This is a genomic window from Faecalibacterium longum (genome assembly GCF_040094125.1).
GTDB classification, from domain to species: Bacteria; Bacillota; Clostridia; order Oscillospirales; family Ruminococcaceae; genus Faecalibacterium; species Faecalibacterium longum.
In genome coordinates this window covers 23,035-38,527 of sequence record NZ_JBBNIH010000129.1, presented here as the reverse complement: position 1 = coordinate 38,527, position 15,493 = coordinate 23,035, and the positions used below count along the sequence as shown (strand labels likewise).

At 57.4% G+C, this 15,493-nt stretch carries 16 protein-coding genes, 1 tRNA gene and 1 pseudogene; 10 read left to right on the top strand and 8 right to left on the bottom strand.

The window, feature by feature from the left end:
* The gene (locus tag AAAU26_RS06650; RefSeq protein ID WP_227619101.1) at positions 1-1,551 is read left to right on the top strand and encodes a helix-turn-helix transcriptional regulator; all 1,551 of its coding nucleotides are present in this window, start codon (positions 1-3) and stop codon (positions 1,549-1,551) included.
* 322 nt (positions 1,552-1,873) lie between these two features.
* On the opposite strand, the gene AAAU26_RS06645 is transcribed toward AAAU26_RS06650, so the two are convergent.
* A complete protein-coding gene (locus AAAU26_RS06645; RefSeq protein ID WP_349180972.1) occupies positions 1,874-2,167 on the bottom strand; it encodes a hypothetical protein in 294 nt (97 codons plus the stop codon).
* Positions 2,168-2,310: 143 nt separating this feature from the next.
* Between AAAU26_RS06645 and AAAU26_RS06640 the strand changes: the two genes are divergently transcribed.
* Positions 2,311-3,063 carry a DUF4866 domain-containing protein gene (locus tag AAAU26_RS06640; protein WP_227619100.1) on the top strand — a complete coding sequence of 251 codons (753 nt, stop codon included), beginning with the start codon at positions 2,311-2,313 and terminating at the stop codon, positions 3,061-3,063.
* Between the two features lie 113 nt (positions 3,064-3,176).
* Here the strand turns inward: AAAU26_RS06640 and AAAU26_RS06635 are convergent, their stop codons facing one another.
* Complete coding sequence (locus tag AAAU26_RS06635) at positions 3,177-4,511, bottom strand: threonine/serine exporter family protein (protein ID WP_177801292.1); 1,335 nt, start codon at positions 4,509-4,511, stop codon at positions 3,177-3,179.
* A 152-nt stretch (positions 4,512-4,663) separates the two neighbouring features.
* Between AAAU26_RS06635 and AAAU26_RS06630 the strand changes: the two are divergent.
* Positions 4,664-4,708, top strand: a pseudogene (locus AAAU26_RS06630) (hypothetical protein); the annotation flags it as partial.
* A 53-nt stretch (positions 4,709-4,761) separates the two neighbouring features.
* On the opposite strand, the gene AAAU26_RS06625 reads toward AAAU26_RS06630, so the two are convergent.
* From AAAU26_RS06625 to AAAU26_RS06600, 6 genes are all read right to left on the bottom strand, one after another.
* On the bottom strand, positions 4,762-5,268 hold the full coding sequence (locus AAAU26_RS06625; protein WP_217211029.1) for an IS110 family transposase: 507 nt from the start codon (positions 5,266-5,268) through the stop codon (positions 4,762-4,764).
* A 580-nt stretch (positions 5,269-5,848) separates the two neighbouring features.
* Positions 5,849-6,547: an alpha/beta hydrolase gene (locus AAAU26_RS06620; RefSeq protein ID WP_320443578.1), complete on the bottom strand. Its 699-nt coding sequence runs from the start codon at positions 6,545-6,547 to the stop codon at positions 5,849-5,851.
* An 82-nt stretch (positions 6,548-6,629) separates the two neighbouring features.
* Positions 6,630-7,370 (bottom strand): GNAT family N-acetyltransferase, encoded by a 741-nt coding sequence (locus AAAU26_RS06615; RefSeq protein ID WP_227619099.1) that lies wholly within the window; start codon positions 7,368-7,370, stop codon positions 6,630-6,632.
* A gap of 122 nt (positions 7,371-7,492) precedes the next feature.
* The gene (locus AAAU26_RS06610; RefSeq protein ID WP_227619098.1) at positions 7,493-7,648 is read right to left on the bottom strand and encodes a hypothetical protein; all 156 of its coding nucleotides are present in this window, start codon (positions 7,646-7,648) and stop codon (positions 7,493-7,495) included.
* 10 nt (positions 7,649-7,658) lie between these two features.
* Entirely contained in the window at positions 7,659-8,555 is an 897-nt protein-coding gene (locus tag AAAU26_RS06605; RefSeq protein WP_227619097.1) for an NAD(P)-dependent oxidoreductase, read from the bottom strand.
* A gap of 15 nt (positions 8,556-8,570) precedes the next feature.
* Positions 8,571-9,371 (bottom strand): aspartate dehydrogenase domain-containing protein, encoded by an 801-nt coding sequence (locus tag AAAU26_RS06600; protein ID WP_227619096.1) that lies wholly within the window; start codon positions 9,369-9,371, stop codon positions 8,571-8,573.
* Between the two features lie 221 nt (positions 9,372-9,592).
* Here AAAU26_RS06600 and AAAU26_RS06595 point away from each other — a divergent pair, with 221 nt between their 5' ends.
* The 7 genes from AAAU26_RS06595 (at position 9,593) to AAAU26_RS06565 (ending at position 15,451) form a co-directional block, all read left to right on the top strand.
* The gene (locus tag AAAU26_RS06595; protein ID WP_227619095.1) at positions 9,593-11,488 is read left to right on the top strand and encodes a hypothetical protein; all 1,896 of its coding nucleotides are present in this window, start codon (positions 9,593-9,595) and stop codon (positions 11,486-11,488) included.
* 74 nt (positions 11,489-11,562) lie between these two features.
* On the top strand, positions 11,563-12,420 hold the full coding sequence (locus AAAU26_RS06590) for a PHP domain-containing protein (RefSeq protein ID WP_227619094.1): 858 nt from the start codon (positions 11,563-11,565) through the stop codon (positions 12,418-12,420).
* A gap of 98 nt (positions 12,421-12,518) precedes the next feature.
* The gene (locus tag AAAU26_RS06585; protein WP_149794332.1) at positions 12,519-12,779 is read left to right on the top strand and encodes a TIGR03905 family TSCPD domain-containing protein; all 261 of its coding nucleotides are present in this window, start codon (positions 12,519-12,521) and stop codon (positions 12,777-12,779) included.
* A gap of 230 nt (positions 12,780-13,009) precedes the next feature.
* Positions 13,010-13,085, top strand: a tRNA-Gly gene (locus AAAU26_RS06580).
* Between the two features lie 72 nt (positions 13,086-13,157).
* Complete coding sequence (locus AAAU26_RS06575) at positions 13,158-13,538, top strand: hypothetical protein (RefSeq protein WP_227619093.1); 381 nt, start codon at positions 13,158-13,160, stop codon at positions 13,536-13,538.
* Positions 13,535-14,449: a DnaD domain-containing protein gene (locus AAAU26_RS06570; protein WP_149794330.1), complete on the top strand. Its 915-nt coding sequence runs from the start codon at positions 13,535-13,537 to the stop codon at positions 14,447-14,449. Before AAAU26_RS06575 ends, AAAU26_RS06570 begins: the two co-directional genes overlap by 4 nt.
* A gap of 21 nt (positions 14,450-14,470) precedes the next feature.
* Positions 14,471-15,451: an ATP-binding protein gene (locus tag AAAU26_RS06565; protein ID WP_227619092.1), complete on the top strand. Its 981-nt coding sequence runs from the start codon at positions 14,471-14,473 to the stop codon at positions 15,449-15,451.
* The last annotated feature ends 42 nt before the right edge of the window (positions 15,452-15,493 follow it).

Below are 15,493 nucleotides of genomic sequence, written 5' to 3'. Positions count from 1 at the left end.
ATGCACTTTGTTGACCGGCACCGTGAAAAGATCCGCCAGAGCCCCATGAGCAGCCGGCTGCTGTGGGCCTGCCTGCTGCTGGTGGTGCTGCTGGTGTTGACCTTTGGTGCGGCACTGTTCCTGTTTGCCAGCCTGCACAACACCAAAAAGGACATCAGCCGCAGTCTGCAGATCCAGTTTTCGGTGTTCCAGAACGATATGGAGCGCTATTTTGACCAGCTGGCGGTCATGGGCGTGAACCTGTCCGAGGACATGAGCGCAGAGGTGGACAAGGAGCTTGCTCTGCGGCAGATGTCCTTTGCCCAGCTGAACGACTCCCCCGAGGTGCTGAATGCGCTGGAGGAGAAAATGATCGAGCCGCTGTGCCGCCGTCTGCGCCAGACCGGCTGTTCCGGTGCTTTTGTGCTGCTGGATGCCACCGTCAACACCCGCATGGAAGGAGCAGAGCATTCCCGCGCCGGGCTGTATGTGCAGAAAAGCGGTGCCGACACCCCCACCGTGCCCCTGCTGCTGTACCGGGGCAGTGCGGAGGTGGGCAAGGACCACAGCGTAATGCCCCACCGCAAGTGGCGCATGGAGTTCCAGACCGACCAGTTCCCGGACTACGACCGCTGGATGACCCCCGGCAGCGCCCCGCTGTACCAGTCTTACACGCTGACCGAGCGGTTCGAGCTGCCCGGCACCTCGGAGGAGGTGCAGTTGTTTTTGCTGCCCCTGCGGGGGCGGGACGGCACGATGTACGGGCTGTGCGGCTTTGAGATCAGCGAGAGCTACTTCAAGCAGAACTTTGCCCAGCCCACCGGCTTTGACCGGCTGAGCTGCCTGCTGGCCCCGGCGGGGGACGGCCTTGCCGCCGATGCCGCCCTCAGCAGCGGCACCACCGGCGGCTACTACCATGCCCCCCGGAACACACTGATGCTGCGCAGCATGGGCGGCGGGCTGACCCAGTTGACCGGCCCCGACAGTGACTATGCGGGCATCTCCCAGCTGTGCCGCCTGAGCGAGAGCCAGTCCTACCGGCTGGCGGTGTGCATCCCCATGGCAGACTACCGGAGACTGGTCTTTTCCGGCAATCTGCAGATGCTGCTCATCGGCCTGTTCATCGCCTTTTTCGTGGTGTTCTGCTGCATGAACTTCCACCGGCGCATCCTCTCGCCGGCGTTCCGGCAGTTCGAGGAGGACCGGCGGGAGTCCCGGCGGCGGATGGACGAGCTGCAGCTGGAACGCCAGCAGATGCAGACTGAGCTGTCCCGGCTGGCGGACGTGTGCCGCAACGAGTCGGTGCCCGATGCCTTCCAGACCTTTGTTGCGGGCATCCCCACCCTGACCAAGACCGAACGCCGCATCTTTGACGGCTACGCCGCCGGGCTGCGCACCCGGGAGATCGCGCAGCAGCTGGACATCAAGGACAGCACCCTGCGCTTCCACAACAAGAACATCTACGACAAACTGGGTGTCAGCTCCCTCAAGCAGCTGCAGCAGTTCGTGGCGATCCTGAACTCCGGCAGCGGCAGCGCCCCGGACGAAAGCGGCCCCAAGAAGGCCCGCTGAATGGAACATTCCCGCGCCGCAGCTTTCACCGGAAACAAGCAAAAATGAAGGGGCCATTGCAAAATAGCCCCAACGAAAAAAATGAGATAGACTTCCCCGAGAGGGGTTGTCTATCTCATTTTTTGTTGTAAGCTGAAACTGCAATGAACCAACTACAACACAAACAGTAAGCTGATCTCTTACGAAATGATATTGTCAATATCAAATTGTGAATCAGCATCGCATTGACAACGGAAACAAAAAAGCCCGCTTCCTTCAATGTCAGTGTGATCGGTCTCCAGTACGTACTGGTATTAAAAAACACAAACTGCTATAAACTACTTCATTCCCCTTCTTTTTCGCTGCTTACGATAGCCTGCACCTTGGTGGGCAGACCATAGATGCTGATGAAACCGGTGGCATCGCTCTGCTTGTAGTCGCCGCCTGCGGCAAAGGTGGCGATGTCTTCACGATACAGAGAGAACGGCGACCAGACCCCTGCATTGATGAGGTTGCCCTTGTACAGTTCCAGACGCACCTTTCCGGTGACATGCTCCTGTGTGGAGGTGACAAAGGCACTCAGAGCTTTGCGCAGCGGGCTGAACCACTGGCCATCATTTCCCTCGTGCAATTTCATGATTGCAGTGTTCATTATACGGGCACTTGGAAAATGTGCAAAAAGTGTTCTGCATATAGCAGCAATATGAAAGCAGTATTTCACAGCGGGGCATTATGAACCTATAATAGTAGTTGGAAATAAACAGAAAGAGGGTCTTTTTGATGGCAACGATATTTCCAAGAGAAGAAAAGGCAGAGGCACTGTTCGGGGAGATTCTGAAAAATCCAGAAGCCTGCCGCCGCCTGATGGATACCTTCAACGACTCGCTGGACATGGCAGACGTACTGGATGCGCCGACCATGAGTGCACAGCAGTTTGCCGCAGCGCTGTTCAATGCCTACGAGAACAAGGATCTGTCTGCCTTTCTGATGGCGATCTGCCAGCACAGTATGTTTGACCTGCTACGGAACGCTGCCCTGATCCCGTTCAAATTCAACGCCGATGGTCAGCCGAACCCGGTGATTCTGACGGATGATGCCGGCGTTCTTTTGCCGAACAACAAATTTGCCGTGAGCAGCAAAGTATACGACCGGTTCATCCGGGTGTTCCAGAAGCAGGAAAAGGTAAAAATGTACCTTGCCAGCGGCTACTGCAAGTATCACGGCTACGACGAGGGCTCGATGGATGTGGTGGAGTACCACTACAACCAGCATTTGGGGCTGCTGCTGATCTACGAACTGCCGGACACCGTGAAGCAGAAGGTAACGGAAGCGGAGGCCTACTCCACCGTCTGGGATATCCAGATGAAGCTGCAGCACGCACTGCCCCGTTCCGTGGTCTACTATGGACAGGATACGCTCAAGGACGGCGGAACCCGCTACGATGAACTTGGCGTTTTTCTGCCGCTGGAACACTTTGCCGACCGGCTGGAACGCCATGTGGAAACTGCTACCAAGATCGTTTACGGCGAGTAAACGCCCTGTAAACGAACTCCCATTATAAGTGCATCACAGCAAAACAAAACGCAGCGAACCGTTAAAAGATTCGCTGCGTTTTGCCTTATATGGGAGAATGGAAATGCTGCACATCAGGTGCAATAACGGAAAGTCTTGTCAGTGACAATACGGGCGAAGATCAACCCTAACGGCAGTGCCACGATGATGAGAATGGCATCTGCAAACCATGTGGCGGAGTCCATCAAAGACAGGATGCCCAGATTATAGATGGCACGGTAGAAATACAGTCCCGGTACCATGATAACGATGGACGGCACGGTGACGGAGATGCGGGGATAACCGGCGGCGCTCTTCAGGCAGGAGGCCAGCAGCCCGGACAGCAGTGCGCCCAGAAACGCTGCAACAGCGGGCGGAAAGCCCGCAAGGCTCACCAGCTCCAGCCGGAACGTGTTCGTTACCGCACCGATAAGGGCGGCGCAGACTGCCAGGTTCCGGGGACTGTTGAACATGAGCGAAAAGCCGAACACACCGCCAAAACTTGCCAGCAGCCGGAACACGATCTCTTCCGGGAGTGTCAGGCTCAGGGCAGGGAACTGCACCGGCTGCAAATGCAGCAGCAGTGCCATGATCCAAGCCGTCATGGTTGCCACCAGAATGATGAGGACGGCGTAGGCCAGACGTTCCAGCCCGGAGCGCATATCCAGCTTGGCAAGGTCGATGCCGCTGGTAATGAACGGAAAGCCCGGAATGATGAAGAGCATGGAGCAGATATACCCCGCCTCGTGCTGCGCCGATACGGCAAACAGCACCTCTGCCAGCTTCAGCAGGATGGCATACACGAGGCTTGCTGAACAGACCGACGCCGTAATGCCCAGAAACAGGGTGAAATGGTGTTTTGTCAGCTTGCACCGTACAAAGTTGCCGATGCCTGCACCGCAGAAGGCACACAGCATTTCTACAATGCCGCCGCCCAGCAGAAAGGTGAAGCAGCCGCAGGCCAGTGCAGCTGCAAAGCCCAGTGCGATGGGCGAATACAAGCCGTGGATGCGCTCGATCTCATCGAGGTGGCTGTGCAGTTCTTCGCCGGTCATAAATTTTCCTTCCCGGTCGAAGTCGTTGACGAAATGCTCCAGTCGGTTCAGTCGGGAGGTATTCACGCCCGTATTTGTCAGACAGAGTGACTGGGTATAACACTGGTCACCGTCAAAGCAGGTGAACTCAATGGACAACAGGCCGATGTCCGCTGTTGTTGTGACTCCCAGCTCCCGCGAAAGGGTGTTCATGGAGCTTCGGACACGCCATGCGCCGGTGCCGCATTCCAGCAGCATCAGCCCGGTGCGTCCAATGACGGAAGCTTTTTCCACAAGCCCCGCCTCGGTAATGGGGACGCCCTTGCTGGCCGACGCATAGTCGTGCCAGTAGACTTCCATGTGATTTTTGATGATCTCACTTTGCCGTTGTCCCATACCGGAAAGCCTCCTTTGTGATATGGGAATGTTGCAGCCGTTTCAAGACTGCGGTGCTATTATAAGGGAATTTGCAGGGCGGGTAAAACGTATCTTGGATATGCCGGCAATGTTCGTTTGGTATTTCAAAGAAGAAAAAACAGCCCACCCATGTGCTGGTGGATTCCAACCCGGCTTTTGAAGAACCGTCCATGATTCTTCTGGAACAGATTTTTACGATCGATAAATCCCGCATTGAACGTTTTATAGGCTACGCTACCCCGGGAAATGTTTGGTCAGCCAGTGCAATCAGACCGTTCCGCAACGCTGTTGCAGTCGCAGTGATTCGCTCATTTGCTCTGGATTGCATTTTAAGAAGCAGCCTGGTTTCTTCTTCATTGTTGAACGGGGGTAGTGTATCCCAAAAGGTGAGCGCATAGTTTGCGATTTTAAGAGCATCCGCTCGATCCGTCTTTAGCTTTCGAATCGTATTATCACTAAAATCGTGGATCAGCATCGCATTGACAACGGAAACAAAAAAGCCCGCTTCCTTCAATGTCAGTGCGATCGGTCTCCAGTACGTACTGGTATGTTCCATTACAATACGGATATCGCCTCCCAGTTTTTTGAGTGTGGATGCCAGCTTTTTCAAGTCACTGTTCGTGTGGTGGACCTCGAAAGGCCGAAGTACGATTTCGCCTCCGGGTCTCCGTACCGCAACTGTGCTTTTGCTCTTAGACACATCGATACCGACGGCGGTAATAACAGCAGCTTCCATTTTTCTGACCTCCTTTAATGCCGGTTCCGCCTATGCCCATTACCGATTCAGCTTGCTTTGTGACACGAATGTACGGCAACATTTTTATCTGCCGATAACTCAACCTGCGTCAATCGAACGCTGCAATGGAGATGGCGGAGAACAGTTTGCGCGTACGAGCGTTCAGCTCAAGCAATGCATCGTTCTCTCTGCACATCTCAATTGTAGCTTAGGTTTGGGCATCTGTATAGCTCACTGTCTGTGAACTTCTCAGAACCAACACCATTGTAGCAAGCAGGGCAAGCGCATCGCTTTTATGCCCCTTTTGAGTGGAAATTTCTGCACCATCGTAGGTTGATACAGCAAAAGCGCAAAAATACCAGCCTCCCATAATGGGAAGCTGGCGCAATATCGCACATCGGAGCTCCTATAATGCTGCCATTACAAAGCCGAAAAACGGGCAACGCCTTGCTTTCGCAGCCACAGGTAGATGGGCACGGATAGCAGCACTTCACTCTCCTGCAGTTCCATCTGGCAGCTGTCTGTTCCTGTCATGCTTTCAACATTCAGTCCGTAAGGATCCGAGCCTCCTGTGCTGCTGTCAGCAAGACTTTTGGTGCTGCAAGCCATCAGCACCAGCCCGGTTCCCAGAACTATAAGCAGGAGAAGCGAAGCCGTCCTTATTTTCTGTTTCATTGCAGGGTCTCCTATTCTTTATCCAGTTATCTAAAAATTGCATCTGCTCTTTCGTATGAAACCAATGCTCTCCGCCCGGCATAACGGTCAGCTCTGCGTTGTTCTTTTCCGCAAAGGCTTTTATGGTTTCCATGGAGGTCAGAGCATCCTTTTCCCCATACAAGATGCGGGTAGGGATTTTCCATGAAACCGGATGCTCTCGGACATAGCAGAGATATTTCCACGACAGCGTTTCTCCAAATGTTGTGGAAATTTCCAGTTTCTCTGCAAGTTCTGCTTCGGAGACGTCAGCCCATTGCATCATGTTGCAAATCAGTTGCTCCATATCGACTACTGGAGAAATAAAATAAGCGGCATCCACCAATTTCTCATTCAACGAGGACAAAGATAAAAACGCACCAATGCTATTTGCCACCAGTGTGAGCTTCCTGCAGTGTTTCCGCACTGCCGTAAAAAATCCGGAAAATTCCTCCGTGGCTTCCCATGGAGATTGTGCGTGGTAGTCGAAACCAATTACCTCACAATTAGGGAATAGGGCTTTATAATGCTCGGCCTCTTGTGCCGAACCGCCCTTTCCGTGAACATATACAACAATTTCTTCCATATAAAATCCTCCAAAAAACGCAGCGCACCCCAATTCTATGGGCTTCACTGCGTCTGAGCGTCTGACGTCTGGCCTGATTCAATTATTCTGCCGCTAATTTCAAAAATTTCTTGTCCGACTGGATGCTCTGGGTCACAAACTTCCCATCCCGGAACAGCGCGTATGTTGTGACAGGTGCAGGCACATTCTGGGCCGTCTCTTTTTCGGTGATGTGAACGGCTTTGAACGGGATCCCATGTTCCTTTGCAGTCTCCTGCACCTTTGGCACCCAATAATAGGTGTAGGGGCACTGGTCGGTATAGTAGAGGACAAAGCCGTTTTCCTCCACCTTGGGATGCTTGGCACAGTCCTTGAATTTTGGCGGCGGGGCATTCTCTGCAAGGGGCAGATACATGAGGTTGATGCCGCAATCGGAGATGTCTGAGACCTTGAATCCCTTATGGGTCAAAAACTTGGAGTCGGCGAGAAATTCCCGTTTGCGTCCCTCGGCACACAGAATGCAAACGCCGTTTTTGCCCTGCGCCTTGGCATCCCGAAGGCATTCTTCCAGCAGATCGCTGGAATAGCCGTGACCTTTCAAAGAACCGGAGACCCACAGACAGTTGATATAAAGCCAGCCTGCGGCATCAATGGGTACCCATGCGTTTTCTGCCGGGATGTACTCGATAAAGCATTTGCCGCGCTCTGCACTGCGGTAAAAAACAAGTCCCTCCTCAAAGCGCTGCTTGAGCCATTCTTTTTTGGCAAGGCTCTGTTTGCCGGACATGGCACAACAGATGTGTTCCCTGTCGATGTTTTCTTTGGTAACTCTGATATAGTCCATCGAAGCACTCTCCCCTATCTTTGTACTTTTTCATACCTTCTCCGGCACAGTTTCTTCCAGTTTTCCATCTGTGCCGCAGAGCACTTCTCCGGCACAGCGACCTTTTCGTTTTTGGCTGCGGCTTACCGCATCCGTCCATCGCCGCCCATCAAGGCGGTCATTTCCTCAATATAGTCCAGAGGGAACGGCGGAGAGCACAGGGGCTTCATGGCAATGCTCATGAGCTTCATAGGGTTGTCGTCTGCCGCCGCACAGTCTCCCATGCAGCGGCTTTTCAAAAGTTATAGCTTATTCTCCCAGCGCCGTCTCGATGTTTGCCAGCACCTTCTTGCTCAGTAGAACGAAAGCCTGCCTGGTGCGGCCTGCCGAGACACCCGGGCTGTGGACATTGGGCCGCTGGAAAAAGCCCTCACTGACGGGGCCTGCGGCGGCGTAGGTATCACAGAAGAAGTGGGTGCCGGGCTTATCCAGCCACTTTTCCAGCGCGGCGGAGTCAAAGCCGGGGCCGATGGAGGTATTGAAAAGGACTTTTCCCTCCCCCAGCGCCTCAAACTCCGGCTCGCCCAGGAGTAGAACATTCTTGTTCAAACAGGTAAAGACCACTTCGCTCTCCCGGAGCAGAGCGTCCAACGGCTTATACTTCATGCCTGCGGCCTCGGCGTCAGGCTTATGGCTGCGGCTGTAGTAGGAGATGTCCGCGCCGAGGAAGGTCAGTGCATCGGCGATCATCCGGCCCGAAACGCCCAGACCCACGATACCCACCTTGAGGCCGTAAATTTCCACGGGCTCGTCGCGGAGCATCGGCATCCCGAAGCCGTGGAGCAGGCCGGTCAGCTCGTGGAGGACGTACTCCACCACGCCGCGGTCGCCGTAGTCCCGGATGCCCAGCACCTTGATGCCCTTTTCCCGGGCAAAGGCGATGTCCACATTGGCGCTTTCCTCCGAGTAGAGGCTGCAGCACATCCCGATGTAGCGCAGGTTCGGGCAGCGCTCGATGACGTTTTTGCCCATGCGGGAGGTATAGCTCAACAGCGCCGCGTCAGCGTCTCCGATGCGGCGAACGATCTCTTCGTCGTCGGCAGGAATATCGCGGTAAAGCTCGACCTGTTCGGCGTACTGATGCAGCGCTTCCTCTGCTGTGGGGATGAGGCTGACCGGCTCGATGGCTACCAGTTTCTTGAACATGAGACTCCCTCCTTTTTAATAGAAGCAGACCGGCGAGGCGAGGTTGCGCAGAAGCGCCACGGCGCTCCAACCGGCGATGGCGCTGGTGGACGAGCAGATGTCTACCACGGCCTTCACGCCCTCGATCTCGGCAGTGATGCAGTGGTCGTCGCCCACCCAACCGGGTACGGAGTGCATGGTCACGCCGGTGATGTCGGGGCCGGTGGTGGCCAGCGAGGTGGCCACAGCGACGTTGACCCGGCGCGGGAAGGTTGCGATGGCTTCCTTGGCGCTGCCGGTGAAGACGGTAGTCTTCTCGGTGTCGGTCAGCAGATGATCGGCCCAGACAGGGGTGTTGCGGAAGCCCTTCGCACCGGTGTGGGTCTCGATGCCGGCCTTCTCGTCCAGCTTCAGGGCCTCAGCCATGAGGGTGACGGTCTGCAGCACATCGAAGCCGCCGATGGCGCCGCTGGCAAGATGCACCTTTGCGCCGCCCTCCAGGGCCGCCTGCTTGACCTCTTCATAAAACGCGAGGTCGGCGAATGCACCGATGGACAGCACCACGAGGTTCACGCCCCTGCGCAGCACCGGAACGGCCATTGCGCGCACCGCTTCCACCGAAGCGGCTTCCACGATGTACTCCGGCTCCAGCGCCAGCAGAGCGTCCACGTCCGCGCAGGCCGCACAACCCACGCTTGCCGCCGTCTTCTCTGCCGAAGCGAAGGTGCGGCTGGTGACACCCACCAGCTCGTAGTCTTCCAGCAGGCCCTTCTTCCACGCATCGGCCACGATATTGCCGAGGAAACCACAGCCCACGATGCCAAATTTCGTTTTCATGTTTCCGTTTCTCCTTTTTCCCGCCGGGTTGGCGGATTTTTCTTTTCCAGTATACCATGCCATGTGCAGAAAAGCAAAACCCGGCGTTTTTCATAGTTTTTTTGTCATTCACGCACGAAAAGCAGCATTTCACGCAGGTTTGCTTGCTCACTTCCCCAGAAGTGCTATAATTGTATCAATCGAAAGTCCATATTTTTTCAACATCCAAAGGAGGTTTTTGTATGCTCTCTTATCGTAAGCTTGCCATGCGTGTTCTGGGTCGGCCTCTTAATACGGGGGGGGGTAACAATTCACCCCGTCCGGCCTCTCAGCGGGCAGCGGCGCTTGTCCTGACCGCCGCAATGCTCACCACCCTTACCGCCCCGGCCTTTGCAGGGACATGGTACATCGAAGATGGTGACATTACGATTTCGGCGGGCGAGAGCGGCAACAATGTCACCCAGAACGAGAATACCACCAAAAATGACCCGGACACCATCATCACAAATCGTGAGGAAGGCGCTTCTTCCCACACCGTGACCATCGACGCCAAAGATAAGGACGATAAGGTTGAGGTCACACTCAAGGATGTGAACATCGACGCCAGCAGCGGGAGCGAAGCCGCTGTGAGTGTTACCGGCAAAGGTGACACCACCATTGAGCTGGATGGCGACAACGAGCTGAAGAGCGGCGCTGGCCATGCCGGGTTGGAGCACAACAAGACTGACACCAGCGGCGAACTGACCATTCAGGACAAAGATAATAACGGCAGTCTGGAGGCTGCCGGTGGATTCAAAGGCGCTGGCATCGGCAGCGCTGGCAGCAATGACGCTCAGGTGAAAATCACTGGCGGCAATATCACGGCCACCAGTGACGATTGGGGCGCAGGCATTGGCAGTGGTTCCTACGGCACCGGCACGGTAGAGATCACCGGCGGCGAGATCAATGCAACCGGCGGTTATTTAGGCGCTGGCATCGGCGGCGGCTGCAACGGCAGCGGCAATGTGACCATCAGCGGCGGCACCATCACTGCCGCAGGCAGTGATGGCGCTGCGGGCATCGGCGGTGGTTATTATAACGGTGCGACCGTTACGATAACCGGCGACGCTGTTATTAAAAATGCATCTAGCACGAAGTACGGTGCAGGCATTGGCGGCGGCAATGGCAGCGATGGCAATGTGACCATCTCCGGCAATGCAAAAATCGAGAATGCGACCGGCGGCTACGGTGCGGCAGGCATCGGCGGCGGCGCATTTAGTTCCCCCGATAAAATCGGCAACGGCAACGTGGTCATCAAGGATAATGCCAAAATCGACAATGTGCAGGGCGGCGCTTATGGCGCAGGCATCGGCGGTGGTATTTATGGTCTCAGCAATGTGACCATCGAGGGCAACACCAAGGTCAACGCTACCGGAGGCGCAGGCGGCGCGGCCATAGGCGGCGGTGCTGGCGCTGAAAACAACAGCGATAACAATGGCAATCAAATCACCATCAAGAGCAATGAGAACGGCAGTCCCACCATCAATGCGGTCGGCGGCGGTACAGATGAAGGGGAAAAAATCGTTATTGGCGGCGCCGGCATCGGTGCTGGCTGCGAAAGCAATGCAGATGCCGACATCACCCTCGAGGGCAAAGTGACCATTACGGCCACCGCCGGAAAAGACAACGTGGCCATCGGCGCTAACGGCATCGAGCAGGAGTTCTCCGGCCTTGCTGAGGGCAGCTCCATCACCCGCTACGACCCTGAGGGCAACGACATCACCCTCCCCACCGACCCTGTCCCTGCGGTTCCCTCCTCTTCCGGCGGCAGCTCTGCGGACGCCTCTGTGCAGGAGTCGGTCTTCCCGGGCCTCGTCGTCACCGACAAGGACGGCCAGCGCATCTCCTACACGAGCATCCGGGGCAACAACGTCCTCTCTATCCGCGTCGGGCGGTTCACGGCCTCCCTCCGGGCCTCGCTGGCCACCCTGCGTCAGCTGCGGGCTGAGGGCATCGACACCATCACCTTCCAGACCATCCTCTGCTCCACCACCCTCTCGGTGGATAAGCTGCTGGCCATGGGCGGCGAGGATACCGAAGTCGTTCTCACCCACCACATCCGTTCTTCCACGCTCACGGTGGGCGGCAAAGCCGTGTAAGGCTCCCTTGTTCCCCGATGATTTTTGTGGTACACTAGGCACAGAAATCTGTAAAAATCGAGGGAAAGTAACTTATGGCTGGCGACCTTCATACTCATTCCACCTGTTCTGACGGCTCTGTTCCCATCCACCGCCTGCCCCTGATGGCAGCGCGGCTGGGGCTGAGCGCTCTGGCTCTTTCTGACCACGACACCACCCTCAGCGCCCAGTACGCCTACGACCACCCGGTGCAGGACGGCGTGCGGCTCATCCCCGCCGCCGAGCTCACCGGCTACGACTTCGAGCGCAGCCACCGCGTCCATCTGCTGACCTTCTGGCCCGACCTCGACTGCCCTGCCCTGCGCCGGCACTGCGACATCATGCGCCAGCGCCGCAACGAGTGCGCTCTGCAGAGCTGCCGGGAGATCGAGGCGCTATACCCCCAGTTCCGCACCGAGCAGGCACTGGAATATGCGCAGGACAGCGGCGTCCTCTTTAAGAGCGGCATCATGCAGGCGCTGCAGCAGCTGGGTCTGTGCGACGGCATCTACACCGGGCTTTATCACGAGTTGTTCGGCTGGGAGCCGCGGGGCAAGTGCCTCCACTCCCCCACTTACCCTCCGGTGCGGGAGGTGCTGGCCACGGCAAAGGCCGCTGGGGCCGTGGTGGTGTTCGCCCACCCGACGGTGTACAAGAGTATGCCTCTGCTGCGGGAGCTGGTGGCTGAAGGGGCCATCGACGGCATCGAGGTGCATCATCCCCGCAACAGCCCCGAGGATATGGCCGAGTGCGCTGAGCTCTGCAAGAAGCATGACCTCATCGTCACCGGCGGCAGCGACTTCCACGGCGCGAACCACGGCAAACCCCACCCGGTGGGTGCCTGCGTCACCGAGGACGACCAGATCGCGCGCATCGAGGCACTGGCCCGCAAGCGCCGGGGCGGCGCTCTGTGACCGGGTCACATTGACTTCCTCGTCTGACAAGTATATAATAAAAATGCTATGCGAGTCCGCTCGCCTGTCAGTCGGATATAAAGAGAGGAAGTTTGAATATGAGCAAGTCTTTCAGCTACCCCAACAAGGGTACCTGCTCCAAGGAGACCCACATCGTGCTGAACGATGACCACACCATCGAGTCCATCGAGGTCATCGGCGGCTGCAACGGCAACCTGAAGGGCATCAGCCGCCTGCTCAAGGGCATGAAGGCTGAGGACGCCATCGCCCGCATGGAAGGCACCACCTGCGGCCCCCGCCCCACCAGCTGCCCTGACCAGATCGCACAGAACCTCAAGCGCGCTCTGGCTGAGCTGTAATTCACAGTCCGTTCAAAAGACCACCGTCCTGCCCTTATTTCCTGCGGGCAGAACGGTGGTCTTTTTGTTTATCGCAATTTTCAAAAATAGTGCCTATCGAAACGGCATATTTGCGATATGCAATTCAACGCTGTTGCTGTTGCATTAAAAAGTTGAATTGCTACCGACCAAAATCGAGACAAAAAGCGGTTGACAAAACCCGTGTCCTTTGCTACAATAAATGAGTAAACGCAGGGTTAGCTCATCCGGTAGAGCGACTGCTTCCCAAGCAGTAGGCGGCGGGTTCGAGTCCCGTATCCTGCTCCACAAAAAGAGCGCTGATTCGTCAAGAATTGGCGCTTTTATCATTTCAGCAAGTCTAAAACTGAGAGGGACGTCATGATTTTTGTACCCCTTCTGCACTATTTCAAGTGCAAGAATCAATACAGCGGCAACGAAGACGGGATGCGCTATCTGCTCTCGCCCGGCAAGCGCAGCGTGCCTGACCCGGACGGCGGCGAGGGCGCACAGAAAGAGGAAGCCATCCTCACGGTGGACATCTGGCCCGACCCCTGGGCGCTGGACCGCACCGACCCCTCCCTGCGCCGGCAGATGGTCTTTCCGCTGACGGACGAGGGCCGGGCCGCAGCGGCAGAGTATCTGTCCTCTGCCTACAGCGCTGACCTGGCGCTCTGGAAGCAGCGGCCCTCCATCCTGGACTGTGAGCCCTGGTCACCGCCGCCGAAGGACGAGGACGCAGAAAGCGGGGAAAGCAAATGATATACCGTCTCAAAGAGCTCAAGGGCGACACCATCCCGGTGCCGCAGCTCATCTTTTCCAAGCTGGGCATCGCCGAGGAATACAACGTCCGGGTAGCGCTGTATGTGCTGGCTACCGGCGTCACCGACCCCGAAAAAATTTGTGCCGACCTTAAACTGCGCAGCCGCATCTCTGCCGAAAGCGCCCTCTCCTTCTGGGCCGGTGCGGGGCTTCTCGAGCGCTACGACGAGAACGCCGCGCCGGGAGCAGAGCCCTCTGCTCCTGCCCCCATGACCTGGGCGGAGATCGCCGCCGCAAGCCGCACCGACCCCATGATCTCGAGCCTCATCGACTGCGCTCAGACCGGCTTTGCCCGCCCGCTGACCCACAGCGAGATGGAAAAGCTGGTCAACCTCTACGTACAGGAGGGCTTTGCCCCCGAGACCGTCATGCTCTGCGTGGCCTATGTGGCCAGCCGGGGCAAGCGGACGATGGCCGCCGTCCTCCACGAGCTGAAAGTCTGGCGGGCCGAGGGCGTGGAGACCGGCGAACAGGCTGACGCCCACCTCAAGCTGCTGGCCCTCCGCCAGACCCGGGAACAGTATGTTGCTTCCCTGCTGGGCATCCCGGACAGCGAGCTCACCCTCGGCGGGCGGAAAGCCATCGCCCGGTGGTATGAGGTCTACGGCTACGATGACGCCATGGTGCAGGAGGCCGCTGTGCAGGCCGGGCCGAAGCGTGACCTGTGGTACTGGAACAGCATCCTCAAGACCTGGAACGCCAAGGGTCTGCGCAATATCCACGATGTGCGCACTCCGGTGGCCGCTGCCGGCGCCAGCCGGAACATCCGGGTAGACCGCGAGACTCCCAGCGGCAACGACTTCCTCAAGAACGCTGCCCGCCGCCGCACCCTCAAGAAAAAGTCCGAGTGACCCCCGGCATAAGGAGACACTATGCGTACCAAAAACGAACTGTATCAGGAAGCCCTGCGCACCGTCGCCCGCCGCCGTCAGACCGCACGGGCCAAGGCGGAGGACGCCCGCGCTGAGGCCGAGGCTGCTGTCCCCGGGCTGCGCCACGCCGAAGAAGAGGTGCGGGTACGGGGCATCCGCTGCGCACTGGCCGGTGCGGCGGGCAAGGACCGCACCGATGCCGCTGCGGCTCTCACCAATGCCCGCAAAAAGCTGGCCAACCTGCTGGCCTCCAGCGGCCGTCCCGCCGACGCACTGGAGCCGCACTTCACCTGCAGGCTCTGCGAAGACACCGGCATTGTGGACGGACGCACCTGCAGCTGCGTCCACAAGGTGATGCAGCAGCTCCGCCGGTCGGAGATTGAGGCTCTGTCCAGCCTCTCCATTTCCAGCTTCGATACCATGGAGCTGCGCTACTACCCCGCCCGGATGGACGCCTCCCTCGGCGAGCCGATACGGAGTTATATGTCCACCCTTCTGGACGACCTGCGCGGCTACGCCGACGAATTCGATACCACCAGCGAGAGCCTGATGCTCCTCGGCAACGCCGGTCTGGGCAAGACCCATGCCGCTCTGGCCATTGCCGGAAAGGTGCTGGAAAAAGGCTTCGACGTCATCTATGTGTCCAGCCCCGACTTCTTCTCGAAGCTCGAGGCCCTGCACTTCGGCTCCGACCCCGCCGGGGAGGAAGAGATGCTCCTGCGCACCGCCGCCGGGGCTGACCTGCTCATCCTCGACGACCTGGGTTCCGAGTTCAACTCCAGCTTCCTCATCAGCACCCTTTACAGCCTGCTGAACAACCGTCTGGGCGCGAAGCTGCCCACCATCGTCACCACCAACATCACCGACGGCGCTCTGCTGGAAAAGCTCTACACCGAAAAAATCTCCAGCCGCCTCTCCTCTTTTGTCCCCTTCCTCTTTATGGGCGACGATATTCGGGCGCAAAAGGCAGAAGAAGCGTAAATAGGATAGAAGTCAAAGAGAGTTCTTATTCAGGAAAGGAAT

What these genes read in the sequence shown, in the direction of transcription:
- AAAU26_RS06625 (WP_217211029.1), bottom strand. Translation starts at nt 5,268, where the DNA reads ATGGAAGCTGCTGTTATTACCGCCGTCGGTATCGATGTGTCTAAGAGC.
- AAAU26_RS06645 (WP_349180972.1), bottom strand. Translation starts at nt 2,167, where the DNA reads ATGAAATTGCACGAGGGAAATGATGGCCAGTGGTTCAGCCCGCTGCGC.
- AAAU26_RS06640 (WP_227619100.1), top strand. Translation starts at nt 2,311, where the DNA reads ATGGCAACGATATTTCCAAGAGAAGAAAAGGCAGAGGCACTGTTCGGG.
- AAAU26_RS06585 (WP_149794332.1), top strand. Translation starts at nt 12,519, where the DNA reads ATGAGCAAGTCTTTCAGCTACCCCAACAAGGGTACCTGCTCCAAGGAG.
- AAAU26_RS06600 (WP_227619096.1), bottom strand. Translation starts at nt 9,371, where the DNA reads ATGAAAACGAAATTTGGCATCGTGGGCTGTGGTTTCCTCGGCAATATC.
- AAAU26_RS06650 (WP_227619101.1), top strand. Translation starts at nt 1, where the DNA reads ATGCACTTTGTTGACCGGCACCGTGAAAAGATCCGCCAGAGCCCCATG.
- AAAU26_RS06575 (WP_227619093.1), top strand. Translation starts at nt 13,158, where the DNA reads ATGATTTTTGTACCCCTTCTGCACTATTTCAAGTGCAAGAATCAATAC.
- AAAU26_RS06570 (WP_149794330.1), top strand. Translation starts at nt 13,535, where the DNA reads ATGATATACCGTCTCAAAGAGCTCAAGGGCGACACCATCCCGGTGCCG.
- AAAU26_RS06605 (WP_227619097.1), bottom strand. Translation starts at nt 8,555, where the DNA reads ATGTTCAAGAAACTGGTAGCCATCGAGCCGGTCAGCCTCATCCCCACA.
- AAAU26_RS06590 (WP_227619094.1), top strand. Translation starts at nt 11,563, where the DNA reads ATGGCTGGCGACCTTCATACTCATTCCACCTGTTCTGACGGCTCTGTT.
- AAAU26_RS06595 (WP_227619095.1), top strand. Translation starts at nt 9,593, where the DNA reads ATGCTCTCTTATCGTAAGCTTGCCATGCGTGTTCTGGGTCGGCCTCTT.
- AAAU26_RS06565 (WP_227619092.1), top strand. Translation starts at nt 14,471, where the DNA reads ATGCGTACCAAAAACGAACTGTATCAGGAAGCCCTGCGCACCGTCGCC.
- AAAU26_RS06635 (WP_177801292.1), bottom strand. Translation starts at nt 4,511, where the DNA reads ATGGGACAACGGCAAAGTGAGATCATCAAAAATCACATGGAAGTCTAC.
- AAAU26_RS06620 (WP_320443578.1), bottom strand. Translation starts at nt 6,547, where the DNA reads ATGGAAGAAATTGTTGTATATGTTCACGGAAAGGGCGGTTCGGCACAA.
- AAAU26_RS06615 (WP_227619099.1), bottom strand. Translation starts at nt 7,370, where the DNA reads ATGGACTATATCAGAGTTACCAAAGAAAACATCGACAGGGAACACATC.